Here is a 13,569-nt window from a genome sequence, read left to right on the forward strand (position 1 = left end):
GCCAGGCTGGAAACATGTTTGTCGCATGGAGAGACCTCCGGTTCGCCAAGGGCCGGTTCGCGCTCATGGGCACGGTCGTGGTACTGATCACGCTGCTCGTCGGGCTGCTGTCCGGCCTCACCGCCGGGCTGGCCAGGGACAATACCTCGGCCATCACCTCGCTGCCGACCGACCGGCTGGCCTTCGACCGGCCGCCCGAGGGGCAGCAGGTGTCGTTCACCAATTCCTCGGTGGCCGAGAGCGTCTGGCGGAAGTGGGGCCGGCAGCCCGGCATCACCGCCGCCGAGCCGCTCGGTATTCGTACGACCAATGCGGGCGCGGGGGAGCGGACGGCCGCCGTGTCGGTGTTCGGCGCCGAGCCCGGGTCGGGACTGGCGCCGGCCGTCAAGGGCTTCGGGTCCGGGCGGGTCGTGCTGTCCGTGCGGGCGGCCGAGGACCTGGGCGCCGGGGTCGGTGACACGGTGCGGATCGGTGATGTGGAGTCGATTGTTGCTGCGGTTGAGGGGGAGGATTCGTACAGCCATACGCCTGTGGTGTGGGCCTCGCTCGACGACTGGCAGCGGCTCGGCAACGGTGGAGGGGAGCAGGCCACTGTCGTCGCCCTGACCACCGGGGAGGGCGCGGACCTCGCGGCGGGCGACAAGGCGGCGGGCACCGAGACCCGCACCCTCGACGGCTCGCTGAGCGCGCTGGCCTCCTACGAGGCGGAGAACGGTTCGCTCCAGCTGATGCGCGGCTTCCTCTTCGTCATCTCGGCGCTCGTCGTCGGCGCCTTTTTTACTGTGTGGACGATTCAGCGCAGCGGTGACATCGCGGTTTTGAAGGCGCTCGGCGCCTCCACGCCGTACCTGCTGCGCGACGCGCTCGGCCAGGCCGTCCTGATGCTCTGCGCCGGTACGTTCCTGGGCACCGCACTCGCCACGCTCATCGGCGGGGCCGTCACCGGAGCGGTCCCGTTCGTACTCGAACCGGCGACGCTGCTCGTCCCGGCCGCCGTGATAATCGCCCTCGGGGTGGTCGGCGCCGCACTGTCCGTCCGGCGCATCACCGCCGTCGATCCCCTCGTCGCCCTCGGGAGCGCCCGATGACCCTGTCCCTCACGGAAGTGACCCTCACCTACCCCGACGGCGACTCCCGGCTGACCGCCCTCGACGACATCGCTCTCGATGTCGCCGCGGGTTCGCTCACCGCCGTCGTCGGACCGTCCGGCTCCGGCAAGTCCAGCCTGCTCGCCGTCGCCGCGACGCTCGTAGCGCCGGACCGGGGCACGGTGGTCGTCGACGGTACGGACACGGGCCCCCTGAGCCGGGCCGAGCGGGCGGAGCTGCGGCGGACCCGTATCGGCATCGTCTTCCAGCAGCCGAACCTGCTGCCGTCGCTCACCTCGGCCGAGCAGCTCCAGGTGATGGCCCACCTCTCGGGGCGAGCGGCCCGGCAGGCCCGCGACCGCGCGTTGGAGTTGCTGGACGCGGTGGGCCTCGCCGACAAGGCCGGCCGTCGGCCGCACCAGCTGTCCGGCGGTCAGCGCCAGCGGGTGAACATCGCCCGCGCGCTGATGAACGAACCGGCGGTCCTGCTGGTCGACGAGCCGACCAGCGCCCTGGACCACGAGCGGGGCGCGGAGGTGCTCGACCTGCTGGTCGGGCTGACGCGTGAGCGCGGCACGGCGACGGTGCTGGTCACGCACGACCGGGCGCACCTGGAGCGGATGGACGCCGTGGTGACGATGGCCGACGGCCGCGTGCTGTGATCAGCCCTGCGAGCCGTTGTTGCCGTTGTTGGTGAGCACGACCGACAGGTCCTGGGCGACTTCCTGGAGTATCGGGACGATCTTCAAGGTCGCCGCCTCGGTGACCCGGCCCGCCGGGCCGGAGATGGAGATGGCCGCGGCGGTCGGTGAGTTGGGCACCGGGACCGCCAGGCAGCGGACGCCGATCTCCTGCTCGCCGTCGTCCACGGCGTAACCGGCCCTGCGGACCTGCTCCAGGGCGTCCAGGAAGCCCTCGGGAGTGGTGATCGTCTTCTCGGTGGCGGTCGGCATGCCCGTACGGGCGAGCAGTGCGCGCACCTCCTCCGGCGCGGTGTGCGCGAGGAGCGCCTTGCCGACGCCCGTGGAGTGCGGGAGGACCCGGCGGCCGACCTCGGTGAACATCCGCATCGAGTGCTTCGAGGGGACCTGGGCGACGTACACGATCTCGTCGCCGTCGAGCAGCGCCATGTTCGCGGTCTCGCCGGTCTCCTCGACCAGGCGCTGGAGGTACGGGCGGGCCCAGGTGCCGAGCAGCCGGGACGCGCTCTCGCCGAGGCGGATCAGGCGCGGGCCGAGCGAGTAGCGGCGGTTCGTCTGCTGGCGTACGTAACCGCAGGCGACCAGCGTGCGCATCAGCCGGTGGATCGTGGGCAACGGCAGACCGCTGCTGGCCGAGAGCTCGCTGAGTCCGACCTCGCCGCCCGCGTCGGCCATCCGCTCCAGCAGGTCGAAGGCGCGCTCAAGGGACTGGACACCACCGCTGGGCGCAGCAGATTTTGAAGCGTCGGTGGTGGCGTTGGACGACGGCACGTCAACGGTCCTTTCGAGGCGGATGGGCAAGGCAGCAGCCTACCCGCCGCCTGCGCGGAGCACACGGTCTGCGTCAAGACGTCCCCGCCGGTCAGAGGGCGTTTGTCCCTGTGTCGGCCGTCACTTCCGAAGATCCTCCGCCGCAGCCCTGTGGGTAGCTACCTTCTGCTACTCGAAATTATGCTTCCACTTCATGGAAACCTCTAAATTCCGTGGGTCGCGGTCCGGGCGGTCTGGGGGAGTCTTGACGGGGAGGGTGCCGGAGTGAAGACTCCTTCAACAGTTCGTTGAATTTCATAGCCTTGTTTTTTGGCACGGAAGTGAGGGACAGGGTGTCCGACGTGGACCTGGTACTGCGCTCGACGCGCGTCATCACCCCCGAGGGGACGCGCGCCGCATCGGTGGCCGTCGCCGCCGGGAAGATCACGGCTGTGCTGCCGTACGACGCCGAGGTGACGGCCGGGGCCCGGCTGGAGGACTTCGGGGACGACGTCCTGCTCCCCGGCCTCGTCGACACGCACGTCCACGTGAACGACCCGGGCCGCGCCGAGTGGGAGGGCTTCTGGACCGCCACCCGCGCCGCGGCGGCGGGCGGCATCACCACGCTCCTCGACATGCCGCTGAACTCCCTGCCGCCGACGACCACCGTCGACAACCTGCGCACCAAGCAGGACGTCGCCCGCAGCAAGGCGCACATCGACGTCGGCTTCTGGGGCGGTGCGCTCCCGTCCAACGTGAAGGACCTGCGTCCGCTGTACGACGCCGGCGTCTTCGGTTTCAAGTGCTTCCTTTCGCCCTCCGGTGTGGAGGAGTTCCCCGAGCTCGACCAGGAGCAGCTCGCCCGGTCGATGGCCGAGATCACCGGCTTCGGCGGTCAGCTGATCGTCCACGCCGAGGACCCGCACCACCTGGAGACCGCCCCGCAGAAGAGCGGTCCGGCGTACGCCGACTTCCTCGCCTCCCGGCCGCGCGACGCCGAGAACACCGCGATCGAGGGCCTGATCGCGCACGCCAAGCGCCTCGGCGCCCGCGTTCACGTGCTGCACCTGTCGTCCTCGGACGCGCTGCCGCTGATCGCCGCCGCCAAGCGTGACGGCGTACGCGTCACCGTCGAGTCCTGCCCGCACTTCCTCACCCTCACGGCCGAGGAAGTCCCGGACGGGGCAACAGAGTTCAAGTGCTGCCCGCCGATCCGTGAGGCCGAGAACCAGGACGCGCTGTGGGAGGGGCTCGCGGACGGCACGATCGACTGCATCGTCTCCGACCACTCGCCCTGCACGACGGATCTGAAGACGCCGGACTTCGCGTCCGCGTGGGGCGGGATCTCCTCCCTCCAGCTGGGCCTCCCGGCGATCTGGACCGAGGCCCGGCGCCGCGGCCACTCGCTGGAGGACGTGGTGCGCTGGATGTCCGCCGCGCCCGCGGAGCTGGCAGGCCTGTCGCAGAAGGGCGCCATCGAAGCCGGCCGCGACGCCGACTTCGCCGTCCTCGCCCCCGACGAGACCTTCACCGTCGACCCGGCGGAGCTGCACCACCGCAACCAGGTCACGGCGTACGCGGGCAAGACCCTGCACGGCGTCGTCAAGTCGACATGGCTGCGCGGCGTACGTATCGCCGACAACGGCACCCTGGCCGAGCCGACCGGCCGGCTGCTCGAAAGGAACAACTGATCGTGGCGACCCCCTCTTTCACCGGTGACGCGAACCCGTACGGCGGCGGCGACCCGTACGCCGACTACCGCACCGCCGACTTCCCCTTCACGCACTTCGCCGACCTCGCCGACCGGCGGCTCGGCGCGGGCGTGATCGCCGCCAACGACGAGTTCTTCGCCGAGCGCGAGAACATGCTGCGGCCCGGGGCGGCGGAGTTCGACCCCGAGCACTTCGGCCACAAGGGCAAGATCATGGACGGCTGGGAGACCCGCCGCCGCCGTGGCGTCAGCGCCCAGCAGCCCCACCCGACCGACGAGGACCACGACTGGGCCCTCGTACGGCTCGGGGCGCCCGGTGTCGTACGCGGAGTCGTCATCGACACCGCCCACTTCCGCGGCAACTACCCGCAGGCGGTCTCGGTCGAGGCCACCTCGGTGCCCGGCTCGCCCTCCCCCGACGAGCTCCTCTCCGGTGACGTGAAGTGGGTGACTCTCGTACCCCGTACGGCAGTCGGCGGCCACGCGGCCAACGGCTTCGCCGTCGACGTCGAGCAGCGCTTCACCCACCTGCGGGTCAACCAGCACCCCGACGGCGGCATCGCCCGCCTGCGCGTCTACGGCGAGGTCGCACCCGACCCGGCCTGGCTGGCCACCCTCGGTACGTTCGACCTCGTCGCCCTGGAGAGCGGCGGCCGGGTCGAGGACGCCTCCGACCGCTTCTACTCCCCGGCCACCAACACCATCCAGCCGGGCCGCTCGCACAAGATGGACGACGGCTGGGAGACCCGCCGCCGCCGCGACAAGGGCAACGACTGGATCCACTACCACCTGGTGGAGCAGGCCGAGATCCGCGCCGTCGAGATCGACACGGCGTACCTCAAGGGCAACTCGGCGGGCTGGGCGACGCTCTCGGTGCGCGACGGGGCCGATGGTGACTGGACCGAGATCCTGCCCCGGACCCGGCTCCAGCCCGACACGAACCACCGTTTCGTGCTGGACGCGGCCCCGGCGGCCACCGAGATCCGGATGGACATCTTCCCGGACGGCGGCATATCCCGCCTGCGCCTCTTCGGCTCCCTGACGGAGGCGGGCACGTCGCGGCTGGCGGCCCGTCATCAGGAACTGGGCGGCTGACGCCACCGCGGGACCAATGACGCGGAGTGCACCGGGACGCGACGGCCCCGATGCACTCCGTTCCCGTCTGTGTCAGGCGGCGTGGCCGCCGTCCACCAGCACGTCGGAGCCCGTCATGTAGGCGGCCTCGTCGCTCGCCAGGTACGCGACCAGCGACGCCACTTCGTCCGGAGTGCCGAAGCGGCCGAGCGCTGTCATCTCACCCTGCGGCGCCGCGTACGGGCCGTCCGCCGGGTTCATGTCCGTGTCGATCGGGCCCGGGTGGACGAGGTTGGCCGTGATGCCCCGGCTGCCCAGCTCGCGTGCCAGGGCTTTCGTCAGGCCGGTCAGCGCGGCCTTGCTCATCGTGTAGAGCGTCCCGCCGGGGCCCGGCACGCGCTCGCTCATGCAGCTGCCGGTGGAGATGATCCGGCCGCCGCGTTCCATCCTCGCGGCCGCGGCCTGCGAGGCCAGGAAGACCGCGCGTACGTTCACGGCCAGGACCTGGTCGACGTCCGCGAGCGTCAGGGTGCCGATCGGGCCGAGTACGCCGACGCCGGCGTTGTTGACCAGGATGTCGAGCCGGCCCAGTTCGTCGGCGGCGCGGCCCACGACGGCGGTGACCGCCGCCGGGTCCGCCGCGTCGGCGCGCAGCGCGATGCCGCGCCTTCCGGCCGCTTCGATCTTCTGGACGACGTCGTGGGCGGCCTGCTCGCCCTGTACGTACGTGATGGCCACGTCGGCGCCGTCCTGCGCCAGCCGCAGGGCGATCGCCGCGCCGATGCCGCGGCTGCCGCCGGTGACCAGAGCCGTCCTGCCGTTCAGTGAAGCCATGTCGGCTGCCTCTTTCCTGTGTTGGCTGTCCGCAGTGGTGGTTGCGGATTCAAGGAAACCGGTGGCGGGCGGCCCGCGCTGGCGGCAAACGGACGCGGTGTCCGACTCCACCGATGAGTTCCGTGGAAGCGTGGAGTCAGAGCTGGTGACACCTACGAAGAGAGGGCTTCGGTCATGAAGATCACGCTCACCACGTTCCTCACGCTCGACGGCGTCATGCAGGCCCCGGGCGGCACGGCGGAGGACACCAGCGGCGGCTTCGAGCAGGGCGGCTGGCTGGTTCCGTTCGCCGACGAAGGCATGGGCCGTTTCATCACCGGCGTGTTCGACCGCGTCGACGCGTTCCTGCTCGGCAGGCGTACGTACGAGATCTTCGCGAGCTACTGGCCGAAAGTCACCGACGAGAACGACCCGGTCGCGAGCCGCCTCAACAACCTCCCCAAGTACGTCGCCTCCACGACCCTGGACAAGGCCGACTGGAACAACTCCACCGTCATCTCCGGCGACATCGTGGAAGAGGTCTCGCGGCTGAGGAAGCAACCCGGCCGTGAGCTCCAGATCCACGGCAGCGGCGTGCTCGCCCAGTCCCTGATGCGGCACGACCTCATTGACGAGTACAACCTGTTGACCTACCCCGTGGTCCTCGGCGCGGGACGGCGGCTGTTCGCCGACGGCGGCCTGCCGACCTCCTTCGAACTCGCCGACAGCAGCACCACCGGGGCGGGGATCGCCATCCACACCTACCGGCCCGTCGGCAGGCCGTCGTACGGCACTTTCGAGCTCGACCAGTGACCTCCGCGCCGGTACGGTGATCACTCCGCGTGCGAGCCGCCGAAGTCTCCACACCACCCTTCCCGGGGGAGACCGCGCCTGTGGCCGCCGCATCATCGCCGACCGCCGTACCCGCATCCGCACTCGCGCCGCCCGGCCGGGCGGCCTGGCTCACCGACCTGCCCGTCCTGCTGGTCGCGGTCGTGTGGGGCGCGAGCTATCTCGCGGCCAAGGAGATCACCACCGCGCAGACCGTGGTGGCCGTCCTGGTCCTGCGTTTCGCCATGGTGCTGCCCGTGCTCGTCGTCGTCGGCCGGCGGAAGCTGCGCGCGCTGAGCGCCGCCCAGTGGCGCGGCGCGGGGACGCTCGGGCTCGTACTGAGCGTGATCTTCCTGCTGGAGACGTACGGCGTCGTGCACACCTCGGCGACCAACGCCGGGCTCATCATCAGCCTCACCATGATCTTCACCCCGCTCGCCGAGGCCGTGGTGACGCGGACCCCGCCGCCCCGCGCCTTCCTGGGCGCGGCGGGGCTCTCGGTGGCCGGGGTGGTGCTGCTGACCCAGGGCGGCGGCTTCACGACGCCTTCGCTCGGCGACCTGCTGATGCTGCTGGCGGCGCTCGCCCGAACCGTGCACGTGCTCGCGATGGCCCGCACCAAGTCCGTCCAGGGCGCGGACGCTCTGTCGCTCACGACGGTTCAACTGGGCAGCGCGGTAGCCGTTTTCGCGGTACTGGCGGCCGCTCCCGGCACCGGGCCCGCACCCTGGACCGTCGCGGCGGGCTTCGGGCCGCGCGAGTGGGCGGGGCTGGTCTTCCTCTCCGTCTTCTGCACGCTCTTCGCCTTCTTCGTGCAGATGTGGGCGGTACGCCGGACCTCCCCGTCCCGCGTCAGCCTTCTCCTCGGCACGGAACCGCTGTGGGCGGCGGCGGCCGGCATCGCGATCGGCGGCGAACGACTGGGCACGCTGGGCATCGTGGGCGGCGTACTGGTACTGGCCGGCACGACGTGGGGCCGCCGGGCGGTGCGGGCGTAGGAGACCGGCGCCCCGAAGGGCCCTACACCCGCCGGAAGCGGTCCGCCGAGGCCATCAGGGCTACGCCCACCACCGCCAGCACGATGTTCGTGTAGACCTCGTAGCCGTCCAGGAACGGCAGCAGCCGCAAGAAACCGAAGAACTTCGGCATCCACCCGGTGACCTCGTGCACCAGGTCCGACGCACCCGCCACGAACAGCACGAACCCCGCCACCTCAAGAATCTTCTTCATGCGCCGATCGTCGCGCCGACGGCCGCCCCGCCGCGTCGGCCGTCGGGCTCGGACGGTGCGCCGAAAGTCTGAGGCCGCGCGACTTTGGTCGCTGAACGCCGTTACGGCGCTTCGCAACCGCCTGAGCCTGCGTAGCTTTGTCGACATGACCGATCAGGAGTACCGCTGGCTGCTGCCCTCGGCGATGGCCGGTCCCGATCTGCCGGGGGACCGGGGCAGACGGCCGCGCCGTACTCCGCGGGACTGGTTCGTCGACATCCTCATGTTCCTCTGCGCCGCTCTCGTCGGGATCGGCGCGGCCGACGTCGCCGACAGCGTCGGCAATCCCGACTACATCGTCCTCCTGGACCAGCTCGTGGGCGCCGCAGCCTGCTGCGCGCTCTGGCTGCGGCGTCGCCGGCCCGTCGCCCTCGCCGTCACGCTCGTGGTCGTTTCGACGGTGGCGCCCGTCGCCTCCGGCGCCATGGTCGTCGCGCTGTTCACCCTCACCGTGCACCGGCCGTTCAAGACGGTCGCGGCGGTCGGCTCCGCCGCGACCGTCGGCGGCCTGCTCCAGGCGGTCCTGCGCCCCGATCCCACCGTCTCCCTCCGGGTCTCCCTCGTCGCGACCGTGGTGATCGTGCTGCTGATCATCGGGTGGGGCATGTTCGTACGCTCCCGCCGACAGCTCGTCGTCTCGCTGCGCGACCGTGCCCGCCGCGCCGAGGCCGAGGCAGCGCTCCGCGCCGAGCAGGCGCAGCGCCTGGCCCGCGAGGCCGTCGCGCGCGAGATGCACGACGTACTGGCCCACCGGCTCACCCTGCTCAGCGTCCACGCCGGCGCTCTCGAATTCCGCCCGGACGCCCCGCCCGCCGAGGTCGCCCGCGCCGCCGGGGTCATCCGAGACAGCGCGCACGAGGCGCTCAACGACCTGCGTGACGTCATCGGCGTACTGCGCGGACCGGCCGTCGGCGAAGAGCACCGGCCGCAGCCCACGCTCGCGACGCTCGACGCGCTCGTCGCCGAGTCCCGCGAGGCCGGCATGAAGGTCACCCTCGACAACCGCATCGTCCGGCCCCAGGAGGTGCCTGCCGCCACCGGCCGCAACGTGTACCGCATCGCCCAGGAGGGCCTGACCAACGCCCGCAAGCACGCACCCGGCGCCGAAGTCACCGTGACGGTGGCCGGCGCACGCGGCGACGGCCTCACCGTCGACGTCCGCAATCCGACCCCCGAGCGCGACGCCCCGTCCGTACCCGGCTCGGGCCAGGGCCTCATCGGCCTGACCGAAAGGGCCACGCTCGCCGGCGGGCGCCTGGAGCACGGATCCACCGCCGACGGCGGGTTCCGGATCGGTGCCTGGCTACCGTGGGCGGCATGACCATCAGGCTGCTCATCGTCGACGACGACCCGCTCGTACGGGCCGGGCTCACCTTCATGCTCGGCGGGGCCGAGGACATCGAGATCGTGGGGGAGGCGGCGGACGGCGCCGAGGCCGTGTCGATGACCGAGCTGCACCACCCCGACGTGGTCCTCATGGACATCCGGATGCCCGTCATGGACGGCCTCGCGGCGACCGAGGTACTGCGCCGACGCGCCGACGCCCCCGAAGTCGTAGTCCTCACCACCTTCCACGCCGACGAACAGGTGCTGCGGGCCCTGCGGGCGGGCGCCGCCGGGTTCGTACTGAAGGACACTCCCCCCGCGCAGATCGTCGAGTCGGTACGGCGGGTCGCGGCGGGCGACCCGGTACTCTCCCCGGCGGTCACACGCCGGCTGATGGCCCATGTCGCCGAGGAATCCGCCGACCCCCGCAGGCCCACGGCCACGCGCCGCATCGGCCGACTCGCCGAGCGTGAGCGGGAGGTCGCGGTCGCCGTCGGCCGGGGACAGTCCAACGCGGAGATCGCCGCGGCGCTCTACATGAGCGTGCCGACCGTCAAGACCCATGTGTCGCGCGTGCTGGCCAAGCTCGGCCTCAACAACCGTGTCCAGATCGCGCTGTTGGTGCATGACGCGGGCCTCCTCGACGAGGGCGGCGACGTAGGCTGACCGAGGAGCAGCCAGCACGAGCAGCAGGGCAGGGCGCAGAGAGGCGGGGGAGCATGACAGTCGTCGATCTCAGGGGGCACGCCGCGGAGTTCGCGGCGGATCCTTATCCGTACTACGCGAAATTGCGCGAGACCGGTCCCGTCCACCGGATCCGGACGGACGATGTCGAGCACGCGTGGCTGATCGTCGGCCACGACGAGGCGCGGCGGGCGCTCGCCGACCCGAGGCTCAGCAAGGACTGGCAGACCTCGGGCCTGTGGGAGGCGACCGCCAATCCCATCAACGCCAACATGCTGGAGACCGACCCGCCCCATCACACGAGGCTGCGGCGGCTCGTCGCAAGGGAATTCACGTCTCGCCGGATCGAGGCGCTGCGGCCGGAGGTCCAGCGCATCACGGACGAACTGCTGGACGCGATGACGGCCGGAGGCAGCCGTACGGCCGACCTCGTCGAGGCGCTCGCCTTCCCGTTGCCGATGACCGTCATCTGCGAACTCCTCGGCGTTCCCGACCTCGACCGGGCCTCCTTCCGCGGCTGGTCCAACGAGATCGTCGCGCCGACCGGCGCCGAAGCGGAGGGTGCGGCCGTACAGGCCATGGGGGCGTATCTCGCCGAACTCGTCGAGGACAAGCGCTCGTCCGCGCCCGGCGACGACCTGCTGAGCGCGCTCATCAGGACCCAGGCCGAGGACGGCGACCGGCTGGCCCCCGACGAACTCATCGGCATGGCCTTCCTGCTGCTCATCGCCGGCCACGAGACGACCGTCAACCTGATCTCCAACGGGATACGGGCCCTCCTCGCCCACCCCGGTCAACTGGCAGCCCTCCGGGCCGACTTCGCACTCATCGACGGCGCGGTCGAAGAGATGCTGCGCTACGACGGTCCGGTGGAGAATGCCACCTTCCGCTTCACCCGCGAGCCCTTCGAGGTCGGCGACGTCGTCATTCCGGCCGGCGAGCCGGTCCTCGTCTCGCTCGCCGCCGGGGACCGTGACGCCGCCCGCTTCCCCGACCCGGACCGCTTCGACATCACGCGCACAGCGGTTACGGGCAAGGGGCCGGGGCATCTCGCCTTCGGACACGGCTTGCACTTCTGCCTGGGAGCGCCACTGGCCCGCATGGAGGGCCGCATCGCCGTCCGTACGCTCCTCGAACGCTGTCCGGACCTCGCGCTCGACCCGGACGGCGGACCTCTGGACTGGCTGCCGGGGCTGCTCATGCGGGGCGTACGACGTCTGCCGGTGCGGTGGTGAGCGCCGGCTTCGGCCTGGACATGGCTCAGAAGGTCCTCGACAGCCAGCCCTTCAGCCGGCTGCTCGGTGCGCGGATCACCGCGTTCGGGGACGGTGCGGCCGTACTGGAGGTGGACATCCGTGACGAACTGCTCCAGCAGAACGGTTTCCTGCACGGGGGAGTCCTGGCGTACGCCGCCGACAACGCCCTCACCTTCGCGGGCGGAGCGGCGCTCGGCCCCGCCGTCCTCACCGGCGGCTTCTCCATCCAGTACGTACGCCCCGCGAGCGGCGCGAGGCTGATCGCCCGTGCCGTCGTCGTGCACGGCGGCCGCCGGCAGGCGGTGTGCCGCTGCGACCTCTACGTCCGCGACGAGGCGGGCGACGAGACGCTGTGCGCGGTCGCGCAGGGGACGGTGCTCACGGCGACACCGTGATGGCGATCTTGCCCAGCACATGACCCGCCATCAGGTAATCGATGGCCTCGGGGACATCGGCCAGCGGGTACGTACGGTCGACGACCGGGGTCACCGAGCCCGCCTCGATCATCTCCGCGAGGAGCTCCAGGTCGCTGTGGTGCAGGTTCATGACGGCGAGCCCGCGCAGCCGCCGGCCGGTGAACGGCGACACCAGCAGCGCCCGCAACTGCCGGTCGTTGCCGCCGATCCAGTCGCCGCCGCCCTCGCCGCCGATGATGACGAGGGTGCCGCGCGGGGTGAGGACGCGGCGGAGCCGGGAGAGCGGGCGGTTGCCGGCGGTGTCGAGGACGAGGTCGTAGCGGCGGTCGCCGTCGGTGGGGTCCTCGCGGGTGTAGTCGATGACCTCGTCGGCGCCCAGGGAGCGGACCAGGTCGGTTTTGGCGGTGCTGCAGACACCGGTGACGTGGGCTCCGAAGGCCTTGGCGAGCTGTACGGCGAAGTGGCCGGTCCCGCCGCCCGCGCCGATGACCAGGACGCGCTGCCCGGCTTGCAGTCGCCCGGCGTCGCGTACGGCCTGGAGGGCGGTGACGGCCGAAACCGGAACGGCGGCCGCCTGTTCGAAGGTGAGATTGGCCGGCTTGCGCGCGATGTTGTCCTCCTTGGCGCACGCGTACTCGGCGAACGACCCGTCGCAGGTGCCGTACACCTCGTCGCCCGGCCGGAAGCGGGTGACGTCCGGGCCGACGGCCTCCACGCGTCCCGCGAGGTCCTGGCCCCGCACGCGGTCCTTGGGTGCCCGCAGACCGAAGCCCATGGCGCGGATCAGGTACGGCATGCCCGCCGTGAGGTGCCAGACGCCCGGGTCGACGCCGGCCGCGTGGACCCGTACGAGTACCTCGCCGCTGCCGGGCACGGGCTGCTCGATCTCTTCCAGGCGCAGTACTGACGGAGGTCCGTAGGTGGCGTGGGTGATGGCCTTCATGGGGACTCTCCCGCGTTGTTCTGGGGGTACTGGAACACTTCGTCGAGCGGTACACCGAATGCGCGGGCGATCTGGAAGGCCATCTCCAGAGAGGGCGAGTAGCGGCCCTGCTCGATGGCGATGACCGTCTGGCGGGACACGCCGATGCGGCCGGCCAGCTCGGCCTGCGTCATCTCGCCGTGGGCGAAGCGCAGGGCTCGGATCGTGTTGGTGACACTGGTCGGCTTCACCACGGGTGGAAGCCCAGCCGGTACGAGACGATCTTCGTCGCGGATCCGAGGATCGACGACAGGACGAACGCCAGGTAGATCGCGTTGGCGATCCAGAACTGGTCGAGACCCGCCATGGCCAGGGCGAGCCCCGCCACGCCGCCGATCACGACGAACGACTGCCCGACGTGCTCTCCGAACCGGTGGATCTCCCGGTCGCGCTGGTCCTTGGTGTTCGCGTCCTCGGGAGAGAACGTCGCCAGCGCGGTGTGGAGCACGATGGACGCGGCGATCGCCGCGCCGACCGTCCACAGCAGCGCGGACACATAGGGCGTCTCGGCGAGGGGCGCGTCTCCGGGCCGCCCGAGGACGACGGCCAAATACACCGCGTACGACGCGATCGTGACCAGGACCATGCTCCAGGCCCGTTTTTCTTCGAATGCCACTCGCGCTCCCCCTTGTAAAGAATTGTTGACACTGTGGAGTGTCAAGCAGTCT

At 71.1% G+C, this 13,569-nt stretch carries 16 protein-coding genes; 10 read left to right on the forward strand and 6 right to left on the reverse strand.

The window, feature by feature from the left end:
- Positions 1 to 14: 14 nt before the first annotated feature.
- Positions 15 to 1,088, forward strand: coding sequence for an ABC transporter permease (locus AC1P0E_RS27825; protein ID WP_482744849.1), 1,074 nt, complete (start codon positions 15 to 17; stop codon positions 1,086 to 1,088).
- Positions 1,085 to 1,750: an ABC transporter ATP-binding protein gene (locus AC1P0E_RS27830; protein ID WP_482744850.1), complete on the forward strand. Its 666-nt coding sequence runs from the start codon at positions 1,085 to 1,087 to the stop codon at positions 1,748 to 1,750. The genes AC1P0E_RS27825 and AC1P0E_RS27830 overlap by 4 nt, the downstream gene beginning before the upstream one ends.
- Here the strand turns inward: AC1P0E_RS27830 and AC1P0E_RS27835 are convergent, their stop codons facing one another.
- A complete protein-coding gene (locus AC1P0E_RS27835) occupies positions 1,751 to 2,560 on the reverse strand; it encodes an IclR family transcriptional regulator (RefSeq protein ID WP_482744851.1) in 810 nt (269 codons plus the stop codon).
- 332 nt (positions 2,561 to 2,892) lie between these two features.
- On the opposite strand from AC1P0E_RS27835, the gene allB reads away from it, so the two are divergent.
- Together allB and alc are read left to right on the forward strand one after the other, a co-directional pair.
- Positions 2,893 to 4,230 carry an allantoinase AllB gene (gene allB, locus AC1P0E_RS27840; RefSeq protein ID WP_482744852.1) on the forward strand — a complete coding sequence of 446 codons (1,338 nt, stop codon included), beginning with the start codon at positions 2,893 to 2,895 and terminating at the stop codon, positions 4,228 to 4,230.
- Positions 4,230 to 5,345, forward strand: a complete 1,116-nt coding sequence (alc, locus tag AC1P0E_RS27845; RefSeq protein WP_482745925.1) for an allantoicase — start codon at positions 4,230 to 4,232, stop codon at positions 5,343 to 5,345. The genes allB and alc overlap by 1 nt, the downstream gene beginning before the upstream one ends.
- Positions 5,346 to 5,417: 72 nt before the next feature.
- Here alc and AC1P0E_RS27850 read toward each other — a convergent pair whose 3' ends face one another.
- Positions 5,418 to 6,158, reverse strand: coding sequence for an SDR family NAD(P)-dependent oxidoreductase (locus tag AC1P0E_RS27850; protein WP_482744853.1), 741 nt, complete (start codon positions 6,156 to 6,158; stop codon positions 5,418 to 5,420).
- 174 nt (positions 6,159 to 6,332) lie between these two features.
- On the opposite strand from AC1P0E_RS27850, the gene AC1P0E_RS27855 reads away from it, so the two are divergent.
- Both AC1P0E_RS27855 and AC1P0E_RS27860 read left to right on the forward strand, forming a co-directional pair.
- On the forward strand, positions 6,333 to 6,950 hold the full coding sequence (locus AC1P0E_RS27855; protein WP_482744854.1) for a dihydrofolate reductase family protein: 618 nt from the start codon (positions 6,333 to 6,335) through the stop codon (positions 6,948 to 6,950).
- An 80-nt stretch (positions 6,951 to 7,030) separates the two neighbouring features.
- Positions 7,031 to 7,966, forward strand: a complete 936-nt coding sequence (locus AC1P0E_RS27860) for a DMT family transporter (RefSeq protein WP_482744855.1) — start codon at positions 7,031 to 7,033, stop codon at positions 7,964 to 7,966.
- A 22-nt stretch (positions 7,967 to 7,988) separates the two neighbouring features.
- On the opposite strand, the gene AC1P0E_RS27865 is transcribed toward AC1P0E_RS27860, so the two are convergent.
- Positions 7,989 to 8,198: a hypothetical protein gene (locus tag AC1P0E_RS27865; RefSeq protein ID WP_482744856.1), complete on the reverse strand. Its 210-nt coding sequence runs from the start codon at positions 8,196 to 8,198 to the stop codon at positions 7,989 to 7,991.
- Positions 8,199 to 8,343: 145 nt separating this feature from the next.
- On the opposite strand from AC1P0E_RS27865, the gene AC1P0E_RS27870 reads away from it, so the two are divergent.
- The 4 genes from AC1P0E_RS27870 to AC1P0E_RS27885 are packed head-to-tail and all read left to right on the forward strand — an operon-like array spanning position 8,344 to position 11,898.
- Positions 8,344 to 9,558: a sensor histidine kinase gene (locus tag AC1P0E_RS27870; RefSeq protein WP_482744857.1), complete on the forward strand. Its 1,215-nt coding sequence runs from the start codon at positions 8,344 to 8,346 to the stop codon at positions 9,556 to 9,558.
- A complete protein-coding gene (locus AC1P0E_RS27875; protein WP_482744858.1) occupies positions 9,555 to 10,229 on the forward strand; it encodes a response regulator in 675 nt (224 codons plus the stop codon). The genes AC1P0E_RS27870 and AC1P0E_RS27875 overlap by 4 nt, the downstream gene beginning before the upstream one ends.
- A gap of 53 nt (positions 10,230 to 10,282) precedes the next feature.
- Positions 10,283 to 11,482 carry a cytochrome P450 family protein gene (locus AC1P0E_RS27880; protein WP_482744859.1) on the forward strand — a complete coding sequence of 400 codons (1,200 nt, stop codon included), beginning with the start codon at positions 10,283 to 10,285 and terminating at the stop codon, positions 11,480 to 11,482.
- A gap of 20 nt (positions 11,483 to 11,502) precedes the next feature.
- Entirely contained in the window at positions 11,503 to 11,898 is a 396-nt protein-coding gene (locus tag AC1P0E_RS27885; protein ID WP_482745926.1) for a PaaI family thioesterase, read from the forward strand.
- On the opposite strand, the gene AC1P0E_RS27890 is transcribed toward AC1P0E_RS27885, so the two are convergent.
- From AC1P0E_RS27890 to AC1P0E_RS27900, 3 genes are read right to left on the reverse strand one after another with little or no spacing between them, the layout of a single operon-like run.
- Positions 11,882 to 12,862 carry an NAD(P)-dependent alcohol dehydrogenase gene (locus AC1P0E_RS27890; RefSeq protein WP_482744860.1) on the reverse strand — a complete coding sequence of 327 codons (981 nt, stop codon included), beginning with the start codon at positions 12,860 to 12,862 and terminating at the stop codon, positions 11,882 to 11,884. The two genes, AC1P0E_RS27885 and AC1P0E_RS27890, sit on opposite strands and share 17 nt — an antisense overlap.
- Positions 12,859 to 13,095 (reverse strand): helix-turn-helix transcriptional regulator, encoded by a 237-nt coding sequence (locus AC1P0E_RS27895; protein WP_482744861.1) that lies wholly within the window; start codon positions 13,093 to 13,095, stop codon positions 12,859 to 12,861. The genes AC1P0E_RS27890 and AC1P0E_RS27895 overlap by 4 nt, the downstream gene beginning before the upstream one ends.
- Positions 13,089 to 13,517, reverse strand: a complete 429-nt coding sequence (locus AC1P0E_RS27900; protein WP_482744862.1) for a hypothetical protein — start codon at positions 13,515 to 13,517, stop codon at positions 13,089 to 13,091. Before AC1P0E_RS27900 ends, AC1P0E_RS27895 begins: the two co-directional genes overlap by 7 nt.
- Between the last annotated feature and the right edge of the window lie 52 nt (positions 13,518 to 13,569).

Source organism: Streptomyces sp. TRD_SC_5 (genome assembly GCF_056836825.1).